Source organism: Candidatus Eisenbacteria bacterium (genome assembly GCA_016867495.1).
In the GTDB taxonomy this organism is placed as follows: domain Bacteria; phylum Eisenbacteria; class RBG-16-71-46; order CAIMUX01; family VGJL01; genus VGJL01.
In genome coordinates, this window is record VGJL01000040.1 from 1 (window position 1) to 17607 (window position 17607).

General features: G+C 66.0%; 13 protein-coding genes. 4 read left to right on the forward strand and 9 right to left on the reverse strand.

Annotation, left to right across the window (positions count from 1 at the left end):
• A partial coding sequence (locus FJY88_06085) for a glycosyltransferase family 39 protein (GenBank protein MBM3286904.1) occupies nucleotides 1-1121 on the reverse strand: 1121 nt, incomplete at its 3' end.
• Between the two features lie 49 nt (nucleotides 1122-1170).
• Here FJY88_06085 and FJY88_06090 point away from each other — a divergent pair.
• Entirely contained in the window at nucleotides 1171-3003 is a 1833-nt protein-coding gene (locus tag FJY88_06090) for a threonine--tRNA ligase (protein MBM3286905.1), read from the forward strand.
• Between the two features lie 15 nt (nucleotides 3004-3018).
• Here the strand turns inward: FJY88_06090 and mscL are convergent, their stop codons facing one another.
• A complete protein-coding gene (gene mscL, locus FJY88_06095; GenBank protein ID MBM3286906.1) occupies nucleotides 3019-3420 on the reverse strand; it encodes a large conductance mechanosensitive channel protein MscL in 402 nt (133 codons plus the stop codon).
• Nucleotides 3421-3707: 287 nt separating this feature from the next.
• Between mscL and FJY88_06100 the strand changes: the two genes are divergently transcribed.
• Both FJY88_06100 and FJY88_06105 read left to right on the forward strand, forming a co-directional pair.
• The gene (locus FJY88_06100; protein ID MBM3286907.1) at nucleotides 3708-5759 is read left to right on the forward strand and encodes a potassium transporter KefB; all 2052 of its coding nucleotides are present in this window, start codon (nucleotides 3708-3710) and stop codon (nucleotides 5757-5759) included.
• Between the two features lie 23 nt (nucleotides 5760-5782).
• A complete protein-coding gene (locus FJY88_06105) occupies nucleotides 5783-6235 on the forward strand; it encodes an Rrf2 family transcriptional regulator (protein MBM3286908.1) in 453 nt (150 codons plus the stop codon).
• Between the two features lie 93 nt (nucleotides 6236-6328).
• On the opposite strand, the gene FJY88_06110 is transcribed toward FJY88_06105, so the two are convergent.
• From FJY88_06110 to FJY88_06125, 4 genes are read right to left on the reverse strand one after another with little or no spacing between them, the layout of a single operon-like run.
• On the reverse strand, nucleotides 6329-8089 hold the full coding sequence (locus tag FJY88_06110; GenBank protein ID MBM3286909.1) for a hypothetical protein: 1761 nt from the start codon (nucleotides 8087-8089) through the stop codon (nucleotides 6329-6331).
• 28 nt (nucleotides 8090-8117) lie between these two features.
• On the reverse strand, nucleotides 8118-10955 hold the full coding sequence (locus FJY88_06115) for a PDZ domain-containing protein (GenBank protein ID MBM3286910.1): 2838 nt from the start codon (nucleotides 10953-10955) through the stop codon (nucleotides 8118-8120).
• Between the two features lie 34 nt (nucleotides 10956-10989).
• Nucleotides 10990-11115, reverse strand: coding sequence for a hypothetical protein (locus tag FJY88_06120; GenBank protein ID MBM3286911.1), 126 nt, complete (start codon nucleotides 11113-11115; stop codon nucleotides 10990-10992).
• A gap of 18 nt (nucleotides 11116-11133) precedes the next feature.
• Nucleotides 11134-11454 (reverse strand): tetratricopeptide repeat protein, encoded by a 321-nt coding sequence (locus tag FJY88_06125; protein MBM3286912.1) that lies wholly within the window; start codon nucleotides 11452-11454, stop codon nucleotides 11134-11136.
• A 233-nt stretch (nucleotides 11455-11687) separates the two neighbouring features.
• Between FJY88_06125 and FJY88_06130 the strand changes: the two genes are divergently transcribed.
• On the forward strand, nucleotides 11688-12041 hold the full coding sequence (locus FJY88_06130; GenBank protein MBM3286913.1) for a hypothetical protein: 354 nt from the start codon (nucleotides 11688-11690) through the stop codon (nucleotides 12039-12041).
• Nucleotides 12042-12109: 68 nt separating this feature from the next.
• Here FJY88_06130 and FJY88_06135 read toward each other — a convergent pair whose 3' ends face one another.
• The 3 genes from FJY88_06135 to FJY88_06145 form a co-directional block, all read right to left on the reverse strand.
• On the reverse strand, nucleotides 12110-13468 hold the full coding sequence (locus tag FJY88_06135; protein ID MBM3286914.1) for a hypothetical protein: 1359 nt from the start codon (nucleotides 13466-13468) through the stop codon (nucleotides 12110-12112).
• A gap of 12 nt (nucleotides 13469-13480) precedes the next feature.
• Nucleotides 13481-16732 carry a hypothetical protein gene (locus FJY88_06140; GenBank protein ID MBM3286915.1) on the reverse strand — a complete coding sequence of 1084 codons (3252 nt, stop codon included), beginning with the start codon at nucleotides 16730-16732 and terminating at the stop codon, nucleotides 13481-13483.
• A 147-nt stretch (nucleotides 16733-16879) separates the two neighbouring features.
• Nucleotides 16880-17554, reverse strand: a complete 675-nt coding sequence (locus FJY88_06145; protein MBM3286916.1) for a hypothetical protein — start codon at nucleotides 17552-17554, stop codon at nucleotides 16880-16882.
• Between the last annotated feature and the right edge of the window lie 53 nt (nucleotides 17555-17607).

Genomic DNA, 17607 nt, shown 5'->3' on the forward strand with positions numbered 1-17607 from the left:
GGCGCCGCGAAGGCGAACCCCTCGGCCGACTGGCGTCTCCAGCGTCTCACGCCAAGGACGAAGAGCACCATGAGAGGGATGTGGAGGATGAGGCTCACGACCCGCTTCGCCGGTCCGAGGGTCTGGAACCACGCGAAGGGGACTCCCGCGACCCCGCGCGCAAGATACCCCAGAGGGTCGCTGCGGATCTCCTCGAGGACGAGATCGCGCGCGACTCTCTCGTGGCGGACGTACTCCGCCGGCGACTCCCACGCCTTCGCTCGATCGCCCGCGTAGAGCCTCTGCACGACGATCTCGTGGCGTCTTTCCTCCGCTTCCTTGTCGACTTTGCGGAGATCGTCCCACGCCAGCATCCGCTTGGAGACCTGGATGCCGTGATAGAAGGGGGCCCAGCCCCATGTCGAGACGGGGATGATCTCGCGCGCGACCGTGTAGTTCCGGATCGTCCAAGGGCCGACGACGAGGATCGCGCCGAGCGCGGCTACGGCCGAGCACCGCAGGAGACCCCGGCCGACCGGCACGCGGCGGCGCATAAGGAGGAGGACGACGGCCAGGAAGATCGGCAGCAGGAGAAGCGTGCCTCGCGTCAGGATCGAGACTCCCCAGAGGGCGCCGGCGGCGAGGCCCTGCCGCCAGCTACCTTCCCGCGCCGCGCGGCAGAGGAAGTAGGCTAGCCCCAAGAAGACCGGGAAGTAGAGGTTCTCCGCGTAGAGCCTCGCGGAGTATTCGACCGCGCTTGGATAGACCGCGAACATGCCCGCGGCGACGAGGCCCAGCTCCTCGGAGTGGAGCGATCGGGCCAACCTGTAGAGGATCCAGCAAGAGAGGGCGCCGAGAAGGGCCTGCGCGATCTGAACGGCCACGTAGTTCACGCCGGCGACCTTGAAGACGAGATAGAGGAAGATCACGTAGGCGGGCGGACGCTTGAGCGTGGGCGGGTGCTCCGGCACTTCCCGGTATCCGTGGCCCGAGAGGAGATTCTCCGCGATCCGGTGGTATCCGTCCGTCACCTCCGTCTCGGGCGCGATGTTCTGGATGCCGCGCGTGACGCCGAGAGAGAAGATGAGACGCACGATCACAGCCGCCAGGAGAATCGCGTGGGGGAGATTGACAGTGCGCATCGAGACTCCTACGCTCAGTTGAAACCTCACCTACATCTCGAGAGGGAGTATGCAAGACCAACAGATCGCGCGGGAAGCGGAATCTCTTCGGGAGGAGGAACGGCGACTCTACTGCATCCGCCACTCGCTCTCGCACGTCCTCGCGCAGGCCGTGCTCGAGATGCGGCCGGGCGCGAAGCTCGGGTTCGGCCCCCCCGTCGAGAACGGATTCTACTACGACTTCGATCTGCCGGAGCCGATCGCGGCGGAGGATCTCCCGGGGCTCGAGAAGCGGATGCGCGCGATCCTGAGGACGGGCGAATCGTTCGCGCGCGAGGAGATGGCGGCCGCAGCCGCGCTCGAGCGCATCGCGCCGATGGAACAGCCCTACAAGCTCGAGGCGGCGCGCGACCTCGAATCCAAGGGAGTCGGGACGATCTCCTTCTATCGGAGCGGCCCGTTCCTGGACATGTGCGAGGGCCCGCACGTCGGATCGACCCCGGAGATCCCCGCCGACGCCTTCAAGCTCGATTCGATCGCGGGGGCGTACTGGAGGGGGGACGAGCGCAACCCTATGCTCACCCGGATCTACGGCCTCGCCTTCCGGACGAAGGAGGAGCTGGACGACTACATCGAGCGGCGCAGACTCGCGCAGGAGCGCGATCACAGGAAGCTCGGTCGAGAGCTCGACCTGTTTCACATCGAGGACGAGATCGGCAAGGGGCTGGTGCTCTGGCTGCCCTACGGGACAGTCCTGCGCGACGAGGTCGAGAAGCTCGCGAAGGAGGCGGAGTTCCGCTACGGCTACGTCCGCGTCGCGACCCCGCACATCGCGCACCAGGAGCTCTACATGCGCAGCGGGCACCTGGCGCACTACAGCGACAGCATGTTTCCCCCTCTGCGCTTCGAGGAGGAGCAGGGGCGGGAGGAAGTCTTTTACCTCAAGCCGATGAACTGCCCGCATCACCACATGATCTTCCGCAGCCGGCCGCGATCTTACAGGGACCTGCCGCTGCGGATGGCGGAGTACGGGACCTGCTACCGCTACGAGAAGTCGGGCGAGCTGGCCGGTATGCTGCGGGTGCGGTGTCTGACGATGAACGACGCCCATGTCTACTGCACCTACGAGCAGGCGAAGGCGGAGGCGATCCTCGTCATGAAGCTCTACAAGGAGCTCTACGAGGCATTCGAGCTCGAGAACTACTCCGTCCGGATGTCGACCCACGATCCGGCGAACAAGGAGAAGTTCCATCCGGACGAGGACCTCTGGCTGCAATCCGAGGCGTTGATGCGCGAGGCGCTGGCGGAGGCCGGCGTTCCCTACGAGGAAGGATTCGGGGAGGCCGCCTTCTACGGGCCGAAGGTCGATGTTCAGTTCCGCAACCTCCTGGGACGCGAGGAGACGGTCTCGACGGTCCAGCTCGACTACATGTCGGCGGAGCGATTCGAGCTGCGGTACATCGACGAGGCGGGGAAGGAAGCGCCGGTCGCGGTGATCCACCGCGCGCCGCTATCGACCCACGAGCGGATGATCTCATTCCTCATCGAGCACTACGGCGGGGCGTTCCCGACCTGGCTGGCCCCGGTGCAGGTGAGGATCCTCACCGTCAACGACACGCTGCTGGACGCGGCCCACCGGCTGCGCGAGCGGCTCCACGAGGACTATGTGCGCGTCGAGGTCGATGACCTTCCCCACTCCTTCAACAAGAAGGTCCGCAACGCGACGATCCACAAGGTCCCGATCGTGCTCGTGCTCGGCCGTCGGGAAGCGGAGACGGGAAGCGTGACCGTCCGCCGCTACCGGCGGAAGGAGCAGGAGACGGTTCCATTCGAGGAGTTCCGCGCGCGGCTGCTCGAGGAGATCCGCGAGCGCCGGCACGTCAGGCCGGACGACGAGTCCTGAGGCGGAGGAGCGCCTCTAGGCGGCGCTCCCGCAGTGCTTGCACCTCTTCGCTTCGGCGGCGATCGTCTCGAGGCACTCCTGGCATGTCTTGGTGGGCGGGGCGGGTGCGGCGGGCGCGGGCTTCAAGAGCGCCTTCGTGATCAGGAAGACCACCAGGCCGATGATGACGAAGTCGACGACGGCTCCAAGGAACGACCCCAGCATGATTGCGGCTCCGACCGCTCCGTCCGGGGTGCGGCTGAGAGGGATCTTGATCTGACGCCACTCGCCGCCCGGGATCAGGAGGCCGACGACCGGCATGAGCAGATCGCCGACGATCGACGAGACGACTTTGCCGACGGCCGCGCCGATGATGACTCCGATGGCCAGCGCAAAGGCGTTTGTCTTGAGGAGGAAGTCCTTGAACTCCTTCAGCATGATCGGCTCCTTTCCTTCTGCGCATGCGCGCGATGGCGGCGAACGCTTGAGTCTCCGTTTCAATCGGACGGCGCCCGCGGCCGAACGCGCCACAGCCTCATGCTGTATAGCGCATGCGACAATCGAGCGCAAGGCGTTTGCCCTGGATCTGAGGCCGGCCCGCGAGACGCGTCGTCGGTTCGGTCCCTCCCGCGGCGTCCCTGGGCTCAGAGACCGGGCCGACTCGGCTTGACCCTCCTAGGCCCCTTCCGTAGCCTGCGGGGGAGCGGACCGCCGCCTCGATTCACATGAGCACGGATCTGACACTCGAGAGCGTTCTCCTCGTCCTCGCCCTCTCGGTGGGCGTAGTCGCCCTTTTCCACCGGATCCGGTTGCCCGCGATCGCCGGCTTCATCCTCGTGGGGATTCTCGTCGGCCCTCATGGCATATCGCTCATAGGCAGCGTGAAGGATGTGGAGGCGCTGGCGAAGCTCGGCGTCGTGCTCCTTCTCTTCTCCATCGGGCTCGAGTTCTCGATCAGCCGCCTCCGGAGGATCTGGCGCGTGCTCCTCGAGGCGGGCATCCCCTATGTCCTGATCGCGAGCGGGGGCGCCTATCTGATCGCCCGTTTCCTCGGTCTCAGCCCCGCGGGGGCGATCTTCACCGGATTCTGGGTCGCCCTCTCCTCGACGGCGATCGTCCTCAAGACGCTCAGCGATCGGGGAGAGATCGACACGCCGTACGGCCGGCTCGTCCTCTCGATCCTCCTCTTCCAGGACCTCTGCATCGTCCCGATGATGCTCCTGCTGCCGGTTCTTGGCGGGACGCGCGAACTCTGGGGCGCGCGGGTCGGCGAGGTTCTCGGCGAGGCGCTCCTGATCCTGCTCGCCGTCCTGTTCATCTCGCGATTCGTCGTCCCGCCCTTCCTCGCTTATGTCGCCAGGTCGCGCAACAGGGAGCTCTTCCTGCTCTTCGTTCTCCTCTTCTGTCTCGGGACCGCCGGCGCGGCCCACTGGCTCGGCCTCTCGGCGGCGCTGGGGGCGTTTCTTGGCGGACTGCTGCTCTCGAAGAGCGACTACGGATTGCAGGCCCTCTCGGACATCCTCCCCTTCCGGGATGTCTTCAACAGCATCTTCTTCATGTCGATCGGGATGCTTCTCGATGTCTCCTTCTGCGTCGCGCATCCGCTGCCGGTCCTGCTCGCGGGGTTCGGCCTCTTCGCCGGGAAGGCGATCATCGGCGCTTCCATCGCGATGGTCATAGGCTTCTCCGCTCGGGTCGCGGCCCTGTCGGGACTCGCGCTCGCCAACGTGGGAGAGTTCTCCTTCGTGCTGGCCGGGGCGGGACGCGAGCTGGGGCTGGTTCCGGAGGAGACCTTCCAGATCCTCCTTGCCGCCTCGATCCTGACGATGGCTTTCACTCCCGTGGTCATCGCACTCGCGCCGCGATTCGCCCGGCGGGTGGAGCGCGTCGCCCGGATCGCTCCCGGGTTCCTCGCGGGACGCCGATCGGATGCCGGAGCGGAGCCCTTGGTCGAGAAGATGCGGGAGCACGTCGTCGTCGTCGGCTATGGCCTCAACGGCAGCAACCTCGCTCACCTCCTGAAGGCGGAGGGGATTCCCTACATCGTGCTCGATCTCAACGCCACGACCGTTCAGGAGGCGCGTGCCCACGGCGAGCCGATTCTCTTCGGCGACATCACGAGCGAAACGGTCATGAAGCACCTCGGTCTCGAACGGGCCCGAATGCTCATGATCTCCATATCGGACGCCGAGGCCACCCGCAGGGCTGTGCGCGCTCTGCGGGAACGATATCCGGACCTCCATCTCCTCGTCCGCACGCGCTACGTGTCGGAAGTGGATGGCCTGCATGCGCTGGGCGCCAGCGAGGTTGTCCCCGAGGAGTTCGAGACTTCGATCGAGATCGGAGCCCGGACGCTGGCCCGCTATGGAGCCGATGTCGGATTGATCCGCGGCCGGCTCGAGTCCCTCCGCGCGGACAGCTACCGCGCGATGCGGCCCGAGGCGGCGCCGGCTCGAGCGGGGACAGCCCGGTCCATGGCGATGGCCGGAGGGACCGCCGTCTGTCCGGTCCTGCCCGCGGGGTCGATGACCGGACTCTCTCTCGCCGAGGTCGACGTCCCCGGACGCACCGGCGGCAGAGTCCTCGCGGTCCGCCGCGGCGATGAGATCCTGACCGATCCGAATCCGGCCCTTGTGCTGGAGGAGGAGGACTTGCTGATCGTCCTGGGGACAGAAGAGCAGCTGGACGCCGTGCGCGCCCTGCTGGCGGGCGAGATCACGATCGAGGAGCCCGAGGGGATCAAGACCGGGACCGAAGATGGCGGCGCGCCGTTGTAGAATCGCCCCCTGGAGGTGACAGCATGGAGTTCACGCCCTCCCGGTCACAGGGACACCTGATCGTCGCCGCGGTCAGGATTCTCGCCCACCAGCGGAAGCGGCCGCCCGCGACGGAAGAGATCGCGGAGCTTCTCGGCATCTCGCGGGAGCTCGTGCTCCACATACTCCGCGGCCTCGAGAGTCGCGGAATCGTCCGGTCGATCGAGACTCCGTTCGAGATCAGGATCGATATCGAGGACCACACGCTGCTCGAAGGGCTTCCCGAGAAGCAGGAAGGTCCCGACGTGCGGCGCGAGATCGAGGACTTCCAGAGGAAGGCCGGAGACCGGCAGAAGAAGATCGAGCGGATGATGCGCGAGGGAGATCCCGCCCGCAAGACGCGGGAGAGCGTCTCCAAGATCGAGAGGGAGTTCCGGGAGTTCCGAAAGAAGGATCGCTCACGCCAGCGGTTCGAGGGGCAGGAACCGAAGGACTGACGCGCATCCAGTCTCGCTGCCCCCGACGGTTCCCCTCGCCCGCCATGTTCGCGTTCGCGGCGCGGGACTGCGGGAAACCGCCGGGGACCCGGCTCAGGGGAGCCGGATGAGCTTCGCGGCCGATTCTCCGTCCGCGGCCCGAGCGCGCGCGAAATAGACGCCCGCCGGCGCGGATCGCCCCGCGTCATCCTTGCCGTCCCAGTCGAGCTCATGGAGCCCGGCCGCGAGTTCTCGGGCCGCGAGATGGCGAAGGACCCTTCCGGCGACATCGACGACATCCACCTCCACCCTCTGAGGGCTCGCGACCTCGAGCCGGATCGCGGATGTCCCCGCCGCGGGATTCGGCGCGAACGGCAGGAGCCGCAACGATCCGGCCTGGGCATGCTCCTCCACGCCGGCCGGAATACCCTCGGTCGAGTAGGTGTAGCTCGTCGAGCCGGTCGGGGAAGTCTTGCCGATCACGAGGATCGCCGTATCGTGCGTCTCGCCGAAGTCGAAGAGGTTGTAGGTCCCGACATCGAAGGCGTCGAGCGGGATCTCGGCGACGCCGTGGGTCGTCGTTCCATTGCGTAGGATCACACGCGGACGCCAGACCCCGGCGTCCGCGCCGTCGAACCTCAGTCTGAGCGGCGCGCCGTTGATGAACTTGAGATAGTCGCTCGCGTAACGCAGCACGGCTCCTGAGGTCGTGGGAACGGGGTAGCTGCTCTTCGTGACCGACGCGAAGGTGGGGAGAGTCTCCCCCGCGTAGCCGTAGCGGCCGCCTTCAAAGCTCGTGTCGTCGATGAAGTTGGCGACCGTCCAGTCCGAGTAGACATCGACGAAGTTCATGGGCGAGCCGATCTGATCGAGAACCCGGTCGTAGCCTGCGACCCCGTTGAGTGGCTCGTGCATGACCGCCCAGATGCTTGGCTGCCCGCCGAAGTGTTCGTAGAAGTAGAGGGTCCAGAGGTAGGTCTTCACGTAGTCGGCGAACGTCGAGTTCCAGGTCGTGAGATCGTTGTCGGGATTGTTCGGGAACTGCACGACGGGGTCGGGATCTCCGTAGAGCCACATCGCCAGCTCGCCCATCCCCTCGTCCACCCACAGGTCCTCGTCCTGGTCGGTGAGCCAGTGGATCATGTGTTGGAACTCATGGGCCATGACGGAGATCAGGTAGGAGCCTCCCGGATCGTTGTCGCTGCAGTTGATGTAGACGACCTCGCACTCGTTCGAGTGGAAGGGCTGCGTGCCGTCCGGGTACATGTCGAAGTACCAGAAGAAGCCGTCGGCAGCGATGTCGAAATCGTAGAAGAGAACGTAGATCTTCGGATCGTTGTCGAGCTGATCGGGAGCCGCGCCGAAGTAGGTCGTGTTGATCTCGTAGATTCCCTGGTCGGGGTGGATTCCAAGACTCGCGTTGTCCCACGCGTTCACGACTGCGTCGACATCGTCCTGGAAGACGCGGGTCTGCCATTGGGAGTCCTCGACCACGACGTAGACTGTGGTCCCTTCGCCGCGGACGGTGCACTCGCGGACGAGCGCCTGCGGGTAGCCGTTCAGCAGCCAGATGTACCACGGCCAGTGATCCCCGACATCCGGGTCCGGTGGGGGGGTCATCAAGTGCGCTCCCACGTGCCGCGGGACCATGTCGAGCTGGGACACGGGGCGGATCCCCGTCCGCTCGGGGTCGAACCACCGGGTCGCGCAATGCTCGCGGGCGGAAGCCGGGATCGCGAGAAGACTCAATGAGACGATGAGCGCGATGGGGACGAGGGACTTCATGTCAGCCTCCCTGCGGGTGCAATTCGGTTTCGCGCGGCCTGAACAAGGATACCATGACTCGTCGGGCTCGCGCCATGCCGAATGGGCCATCCTTGCCGGGGTCAAGCGGGCCGGTCGGCTAGCAGGTCCTCTGGATCACCACGACGGAGATGTCGTCCGCCTGCTCGCATCCCGATGCGAACCGATCGACCGCCTCGACAAGAGCATCCTTGATCTCGGCAGCGGGTCGACCCTTGACGGACGCCAAGGCCATGACCAATCGCTCCTCCTCGAACATCTCCCCTCCCCGATCCATTGCTTCGGTGACCCCATCACTGAAGAGGAGAAGGAAGTTCCCGCTCTCGATCCGAGCCGCTTCCTCACGGAAGGGGACCCCCGGCATGATGCCGACGATCGTTCCACCCGCCTCAAGCCGAATCGGCGCCGTGTCCAGAGTCCCAATCAGAAGGGGGGGCGGGTGTCCTCCGTTCACGTAGCGCAGCTCGCCGTCATCGGGATTCAGGATTCCGATGAACAGCGTCACGAACATCTGTGGGGCGCTCGATGTGTAGAGGTGCTCGTTCACTTCGGAGACGAGTCGACCAAGGTCAGGCGCCTCCTCTCGAAGGCCGCTGCGGACGATCGCGTGAACGCTGGCCGTCAGAAGAGACGCGCCGAGTCCCTTGCCTGCCACATCGCCAAGAGCAAAGGCGATCTTCCCGCTTGGAAGCTCAAGGAGATCATAGTAATCGCCGCCGGTCGCCCTGGCAGGCCGACACATCGCGGCGAACGCCCAGCCGGGCCGGACCGGGAACTCGCGCGGGAACAGGGTCTGTTGAACCTGATGCGCGATCTCGAGATCCCGCGCCTGCTGCGCCTCCCGCTTGGCGACCTCTAGCAGCTCGGCGTTCTCGAGCGCAGTCCCGACCTGCCGGCAGACCGTCAGCAAGAGGTCCTTGTCCTCCCGCGTGTATGGCTCTTCCGAGAGTTTCGGGCCGAGGGACAGGATGCCCCTCAACGCTTCAGTGCCGGCTATCGAGACGAGGAGTTCGGTACCGAGGTCGCTCAGCCTGGCTTCCTCATCTCGCGAACCGGATCCTGCTTCCTCCTGATAGGATCCGGAGAATTCCTCCTGATGGACTTCGATCCAAGGCTCGCCTCCTGCCAGCCTGTCGACTACCCCGTCACTTTCGCGCAGCTCGAGGTCCGGACGGGGGAGCGCTTGCGCCTCGAGGCGATCCCCTTGGGCCGCATGACCGATCTGGTCGGCGGTCAGGTGCGCTTCGCAGCGGAACGCCCCCGCCAGAGGATCCCGAAGCAGGAGCGAAACCTCGGAAGGGTAGAGCGCCCCCATTACGGTGGCTGCGGTGTGCCGGAGAATCTGTTCCCGCTGCCTGATGGTCGGAAGACGACGGCCGAGGTCGAGAAGCAGGGCGCCGACATCGCACCGTTCCTTGAAGAATCGCCGGTCGATGACGGGCATGAGCCGGCGGTTCACCTTGGCCAGCGCTCCCACGACCGCGAGCGCGCTGACCACGGCCACGCCGCTGGCGGTTCCCTCGGACCCGACGCCGCTTCGCGTCGCTTGCCGCAGAATTCCAAAGACGACGGCAAAGATGAGCAGGCCCTCGACCACGAGGGTCCCCTTCGAAAGGAGCAGGTGCTGCACGCCCTTGCGAATGATCAGTTGCAGGCCCGGGACCCTGCGCGCGAGGACTGCGTATGCGAGGCTGATCGGGAAGGCGCAGACCAGCAGCAGGCCGAGATGTGCGCCCGCGAAGTAGCAGACCTTCTGCCAGGTGGGAGACATCCTCAATCCGGCAAGCCAGAGGTAATAGACCTCCATCAGGATTCCGCCCGCCGCCCCGACGAAGAACCCGAACTCGATCACCTTGAAGCGAGTCCCGCGAGCAGCGCGGGTCTCTATCCTCTGCGCGAGCAGAAGGGCGAGTGCGGCGACAATCGCGAATAGAGCGAGGGGATCCCCTGTCAGACCGCCAAGCGTCCGGAGGATCGGAGATCTCGATAGCCCTGGGATTGGTCCGCTGAGGTAGTAAGGCACGGTAGTGATCATGTCAGCGATGGAGAGCAGGACCAACACGCAGGCCAGGCCCCACTGCGCTCGCAGGACCAACCGGCCAAGGCCGGATGGGTGCGGGAACGAAGCGAAGCTCCTCAGAAGGAAGAAGGAGAAGAGGGCATTGCAGAGAGTGTCCACCGCCATGTGCACAGCGAAGATCGTCAACGGCATCGAGCGGATGAGTGGGAAAGTGGACAGCATCAGCGCATAGGAGAGCGCGATGCCCACCACAGCGAGATCGAAGGCGGCGCGCTTGGCCGTGCCGAGCAATCCCATGAGAACGCCGACAAGGAGTAATACAAGGCAAACGATGAGCCTCGGCCCCATGACGACCCAGGTCGTGAGCGGGCCAAAGTCAATCCAGACCCGATTGAAGGAGAGTCCCCACGCCTTCGGCGGCACACGCTCCAGGACGATCGTAGTCTCCCTGAGTTCTCCGGCGCGCTCGAACTCGATCCTGACACGATCTCCCTCACGGCCAACCGAGAACGGTCTGTAGTAGGCTTCCGGCTTTCTGGCGAGGTCGATTCCGTTCACCTTCACGATGAGGTCGCCAGAGGCAAGGCCGGCGCGGGCTGCCGATCGGGCGTCATCCACAGACCTCACGCGGACCCCACGACTCAGGCGGATGTTCGAAGGCTCGAACCACTGTCCGGTCAGCATTCCCGATCTGCCGCCTCCGACGTCGATGCTCACCCCGATTCCGGGCTCGAGGTATCGATAGCGCACGTACGATGCGAGATTCAGGACCTCTGTTGTGATGGAGGCGATGGATAAGAGCGCGAGAAGGGCGAGGAGGGCGAAGCGGGGAGCTAGGGCAGAAGACCGCTGGCGGCCATGTCCGCCCAGCGGGGCGGAGTTTCTGCTCGGGCTCGAGGCCTCTTCACTGCAATCCATCTACTCCACTCGCCGCCGGGGTGATCCGGTACGCCTAGCGCTTCAAGATGTCGCGGAGGTCCATCCTATACTGAATCTTATCCGGCGCCAGGCGAATGGCCTGACGGAGTTCTGCAAGCGCCAGATCCTTCCTGCCCTGCAAGCGATAGACCAGTCCCAAACGGGCGTGGGCGCTCGCTCATGTCACCGGTCCAGGAGGGGCGGGCTTCCCGAGAAACCGCTGGAAGCACCTTACGGCCTCATCCAAGTTCTGCCTGCTGGCAAACACGGCCCGGCCGAGTCCGTAGGTCGCCAGCATGTCGCTCGGATCCCTCTCAAGGATCTTCCGGTAGACCCCAATTGCCTCGTCGTTCTTCTGTCTTTGCACCAGGAACCAACCGAGCGCTTTGCCTGCCGCGCCTGTTGGATCCTTGGCCGCCATGCCCTCGAGATACTCTCTACCCTTTCCCTCTCCGTCACGGGTTTCGTAGTACATCGCCAACATCGCATGTCCGCCCATCGGCCAGTGTGCCAGCAAGGCCTCTGCGTGCCCCTTCGCCTTGTCCAGATCTCCGCCTGCCCCGTCAGGTGCGCCAGATAGAATCCAAACACCTCACCCCGGCCATCAACCTCAGCCGGATTCAGAGAGAGCGCTCGTTCATACTCCTTGAAGCCGCGCTTCGCAATGGGGGCAGCGTCCTCGAGGCGGTCGGACTTCGTGGCTTGCCTCGCCAGGGCGCGGGCCAGCCATAGATGATGCTCGGCCGACTCGTCGTCCAGTCGAACTGCCTCCTCCGCATGCTCGGTTGCCTTGTCGGCCTTCTCATCCTCGATCAGGAAGATCTGAGCCAGCGCGATGTGCGCCCCGGCGTCTCCAGGATTCGACTTCAGGCGGTCCTCGAGAAGCTTCTTGGCGGCCTTGTAGTCTCCCTCGAGAACGAACTCCAGCGACCTCTCGATGGGAGATGCCTCATCTGCGGACGGGATCTCAGGGGCGAAGAGGATGAGCGCAGCAGTCGCCAGGAAGAACGCGGCGCAACGCCGGGAGTCAAGAGGGCTCGAGCGACGGGATCTCCTGCTGGACGACATGAGGCCTCCTTCAGGTGATTGTCCCTTGTCTGTCTCCTTCGTGGGTGGCGATGCGACCGGTTAGGTTCCGCCACCGCCGAATCAAACTAGATCTGCTTCCTCTTCCGATACGTCCGCGCGAGCTCGAGGAAGATGCCGAGGTTCCGCTCCAGATTCGACTGGGTCCCGTCGAAGTAGAAGATTCGGATCGGGATCCCGTCGTGATCGCGGCTGACCTTGGGGTAAACGGCCTCCGACACGATTCCATTCATGCAGGTGAAGGGGCTGATATCGATGATCCCATCGCAGCCTTTCGACCAGAAGTAGACGGTCTTTCCGGCGTTCAAGACCATCTCGCCATAGACGCCTTCGGCGGGGAGGTAGGGCTCGGCCATGTCGATGACCTGGGAGATCGTCTCGGGCTCCTCTCGGCGCTCGAAGAGGGGCTTGAACGGCTCGACGAGGGCGTGCTCGTCCCTTCGCTGGAAGGCATCCTTCAGATAGGCGAAGAGCATCCTCTTGCTCCATCGCTCGCCGGAGTAGGGGATCCACTTCTTCCTCTGCTCGAGGTTCGTGTAGTAGACCCACTCCGCGATGTCCGAGATCCAGCCCTCCGCTCCCTGCGCCTCGAGCCCCCGGACGAGATCCTCGTTGCTGAAGGTGTTCATCCTGCAGAAGATCTCGCCGACGACGCCGATCAGGAGCCGCTCCTCGTCCCGCCGCGGAGTCGCGGCGAAGGCGGCCGCCGCCTCGTCCATGACCGCGCGGAGGCCCGCGATCGTCCGGCGCGCGGTCAGACCGGGCTTCTCCATGACCGCGCAGGCCGCGGCGATCGACCGCTCGTAGATCTCGTCCGCCGCTCCCTTCTCGATTTCGTAAGGCCGAACGCGCAGCATCGCCTTGCGGAGAATGTCGGCGGTGAGGATCCCCCGCCACGCGGCGCGCTGCAGGCCTCGGGCGGCGTCTCCCAGCTCGTCGTATCCCGAGTTGCTGCTCGGCGACACCACCATCGCGTCTTCCGCGCCGACCGAATCGAGAACTAGCCTCAGGAACGAGGCGTACTGGCCGAAGCGGCAAGGGCCGGGAGCCGTGGGCATGAAGAAGGCCAATCGCTCGGGCCGCGCTCCCGGCTCCAGGACGATCTTGAGCGCATCGCCGAGGGTGATCCGCTCGGGGAAGCATTCGTCGCCCGATGTGTAGCGCGCGCCCAGCTCCATCGTCCGCGCGTCGGAAGGGGGGAAGGGACGGGCGTCCAGGCCCCTCGAGCGAAGCGCCGCGGAGAAGCAGCGCGCCGCTCCGCCGCTCATGCGGGGGACGTAGAGAGTCCGTTCGGTGAGCGGCGGTCCGTGGAAGGGGCGGTCGTTCGTTCTCCGCCGCTCGCGGACGGCTCCTCCCTTCGGTGCGGGCTGAATCGCCGCCTCGGGGGCGGTCTGCGGGCCTTCCGGCGTAGCGCTTCGATCGATCATGTCCATGGTCGCTCAGTCTTCGGCGTGGGGCACGGCGGTCTGCTCCACCGCCTTCCGCTCGATCGAGCGCGCGGCCGGGACGACCCCGCCCGTGCAGCCCGCGGCGGCCGACGAGCAGCCGGCGCAGTCCGCATCCGACAGCGTCTCGACCCGCGCGGCCGAATCGAAGGCCCGCGAGGTGTCCGGCCGGCCGCGCCTGCCCTCCGCCGCGTCGCGGCTCCATCTCCGAAGGATCCCCTGGCTGTCGAGAAAGGCCTCGACGCGCGTCAGCGTCCCTGCGTCGTTCGCGTGTCCGTCGAACTGCAAGGTCAGGAACGCCTTTCCGAACGCTTCGCGGACGAAGTGCTTGATGTAGGAGTCGGGCCCGCACTTGAAGTTCGTGATGTAGATCAGGTGGAGGTCGCTCTTCTCGCCGGCCTCCCTGCATCCCGCAAGGATCTTGCGGCCGTAGTTCCAGTACATGTTGGAGTTGATCGTCTCGATCTGCTGGTCGTCCGCGGCGAGGAACTCGAGCGGGAGGATGTTCACTCCATAGAGGTCGCGCATCTTCTTCGGAATGTCGAGATTCACGATCGGGTCATAGAGATTGTAGGGGCGTCCGATCAACAGGATCGCGGGTTCCCTCGTCTCGGCGAGCTTCTTCATCGCCGCCGCCCCGGCTTCGCGGATCCTTCCCCGGAATCGGGCGAGCGCCTCCTCCGCGGCCGCCAGGGCCTCGGCGATCGCCTTCTTCCGCACTCCCCATGGCCGCAGGGAGCGGTAGAGCGGCTCGATGAGCGCCTCGCGTCCGCCTCGATACCGGATCAGGGGGTGAAGGATCCGGCCGGCTTCCTGCTCGAAGCTGTCCGCCGCGCAGACGATGAACGGAAACGTCGTCCCCCAAGGGCAATAGAAGCTCTGGATGTCCGGGTGCGTCGCCTCCGCGTTCACGTAGTTGGGAACGAAGACGAAATCGGCGTCCGGTATGCGCAGGGCTTCGCGGATGTGCCCGTGCGCCACCTGGATCGGGAAGCAGGGCTCGGCGACCGCGGCCTCGAGCCCCTCGTGGACGATCGAGCGATTCGTCTCGGGCGTGACCCGCATGCCGAATCCGAGCCTGCGGAAGAAGGCGTTCCAGTAAGGAAACCGATCGTGGTAGTAAAGCGCCCGCGGAAACGCGACAACCGCCCGCCCTGTTGAGGCAGGATCGTACTCCTCGAGCGCCCACTCCTTGCGAAGCTTGATCAGGTCATCGATGACCGGCCGGAACTCGACCTTGGCGCGCCGGCGGTAGCGGTCCCCGCACTGATCTCCCCAGTAGGTCTTCTCTCCCTCGACCCTGAACTCCTTCATGTCGCAGCGGTTTTCGCATCCCTGGCAGGTGAACTCACGGATCTTGTAGTCCACCTTTGCGAGGTCCCAGCCCCGGAATCTCGTGCCGGCCTCCAGCGTGCTGGCCTTCTCCCAGGCCAGCAGGGCCGCGCCCACGGCGCCGACCACCCCGTTGTAAGGCGGGACGATGATCTCGCGGTCGAGGACCTCCGCGAACGCCGCCGCGACGGCGTCGTTGTACGCCGTGCCCCCCTGGAAGAAGATCGTTCCCTCGATCCTGCGCCCGCGGACGACGCGGTTGATGTAGTTCGTGGCCACCGAGAGGGCGAGGCCGGCGAGCAGATCGTCGGTCGCCGCCCCGCGCTGCTGGAAGGAGTTGACGTCGCGCTCCATGAAGACGGTGCAACGCTCCCCGAGCCGCAGCGGCCGCGTCGACGACAGGGCGCGCTCGGCGAACTCATCCTTGATGCAGACGCCCAGCTCCTCCGCTCGCTCCTCGAGGAAGGATCCGGTGCCGGCGGCGCAGGCCTCGTTCATGGCGAAGTCGACCACGATTCCGTCCTCGATCCTGATGTACTTCGCGTCCTGCCCGCCGATCTCGAAGATCGTGTTCACCTGGCCGTCCAGCATCGTCCGGGCGATGAACGTCGCGCCCGTCTTGTGAGCCGTGATCTCGTCGTTCACGGTGTCCGCCCCGACGAGTTCGCCGATCAACTCGCGTCCCGATCCCGTCGTCCCGACGGCCACGATCCGCACGCGCCCGCCGAGCTCCCCGTGAAGATCGCCCAGGGCGGCGGTCACGACTTCGACCGGCCTCGCCTGCGTTCGTGTGTAGATCTCGCGGACCATCTGTCCGTCGCGCGTCAGGAGCACGACGTTGGTGCTCACGGAGCCGACATCGATCCCGAGGGCGGCCTCGATCGGGGGGCCGTCTGCTGGAAGGTCGAAGGGGATCACGCGGTCGCGCAGGCTGACCACCTTCTGCATCGAGAGGGGCCGCGTGTGGGGAAGATCGCCGGCGTCGCGCCGGACCTCGCGGAGGTCCTCATAGGTGAGAGATCTGTGCGTGTCGGCCGTCGCCTCTCGAAGCGCGCAGCCTATCGCCGCGTGGGATGCGTGGTGCGTCGGGACCTGGATCCCCCCGTCCAGCTCGAAGACGCGGGCCAGGGACTCGACGACCATCTCGTTCGCCGCGACGCCGCCGACGAAGAGGACCGGCGTCCGCGGCGTCTTCCCCTTGGCCACGGCGGAGCGGAAGTTGCGCGCGACGGTTTCGCAGAGTCCGCGGAGCACTTCCGGCGGCTGGTATCCCTTCTGCTGCGCGTGGATCATGTCGCTCTTCGCGAATACCGAGCAGCGCCCCGCGATCTTGGCGGAGCGATCGGTCGCCCGCGCGATCTTGCCGACCTCTTCGATCTCGTACTGCAGCCGTCCGGCCTGCTGGTCGAGGAACGACCCGGTGCCGGCCGCGCAGTCGCCGTTGGTCTGGTAGTCGACGATGCCCAGGTCGCCTGAAGTCTCGTCCCGGTCGAGAAAGAGGATCTTGGACGACTCGCCGCCTATCTCGAAGAGCGTGCGGACCTCCGGCGCGACCGCCCGCGTCGCCGCGGCCAGAGCGCGGAACTCGTTCTCCTCCGGAAGATGGAAGGCGCCGCGGATCAGGGCGGCGCCCGAGCCGGCGACGCGAATCCCATCCAGGGGGCGTCTGCCGAACTCCTCCATGATCTCTTCCAGCAGGGAGCGGGTCGCGTCCAGAGGCCTGCCCCGGATGCGCCGGTAGGCAGTGACGGCGATCGAGACCTCGTTTCCCCCCGGAAGGCGAACCGCGAGGACTTCGGGATGCCACAGGGAGGAGACCGGCACGCTCCTCGCGATCGAGGCCGCATCCGCGCCCGATCCGAGCAGCGCCGCCTTGATGCTTATTGCGCCCAGGTCGAGTCCCAGGAAGAGCATTCGGCTACCGTCTCCAGTTCCTGTTCAGAGGACAGAATCTCCATCCAAGGCGGGCGGCCAATCCTACGGAGGATAGGGGCCCGGCGTGCCGTCCGCAACCCCCCGGTCGGGCCTGCGATCCGGTCTGCGCCGCTCGATCGCAGCGCTTCACGGGGTCGGGAGCGCCAACGCCAGGAGCTTCGCCTTGTGCGCGAGGTTCGCCGCTCCGCGTATGTCGTCCCTCTCGAGCGCGGCGACGGCCTGGTGGATCAATCCCTGGATCGCGCGCAGCTTCTCGCGATCGGCCTCCCCGGCGGCGCGAGGGGCGGCACGCGACACCCGCGCCTCCGCGGCAGCGAGATCTCGATGCGTCTCCGCCTCGAGCTTCGCCTTCTCCGCCGCCGGAAGCGCGACCGAGACCGATGGCGTGGCGATCTGTGGCGCCGTCTCCGCCTCCTCCTCCGTGTGCGGCTGCGGCTCCGGCGATTCGATCGCCTGTGGCGGCGGCTGCGCAGAGGGCTTTCTCTCCATGACGACCGGTTCTTCGCCCGGCCCAGGGCGAGCGATCTCCGGTTGGGCGACGGGCGAGACCTGCCCCGCGACCGTGTCGACCTGGCTCTCCACGAGCGCGGGCCGGACGGTGAGCGTGATGATCCGGCGCTCCGTCAGCTCTGGAGCGTAGAGCGCTCGCAAGGCGCCGCATCCGCTCAGGAGAGGGCAGATGGCGAAGGCGATGATCGTGGCGCCGAGCGCGCGGCCGTTCGGGATCGCGCGCGACGCGAGATTCCCTCCCCGTCCGAGGCGGCTCTTCGGTCCGATCCGTGTCCTGGTTCTCGTTCTCATGTCAAGCCCGAGCCGCCTTGACGCGTATCGGCAGGCGCAACGTCACGACGGTC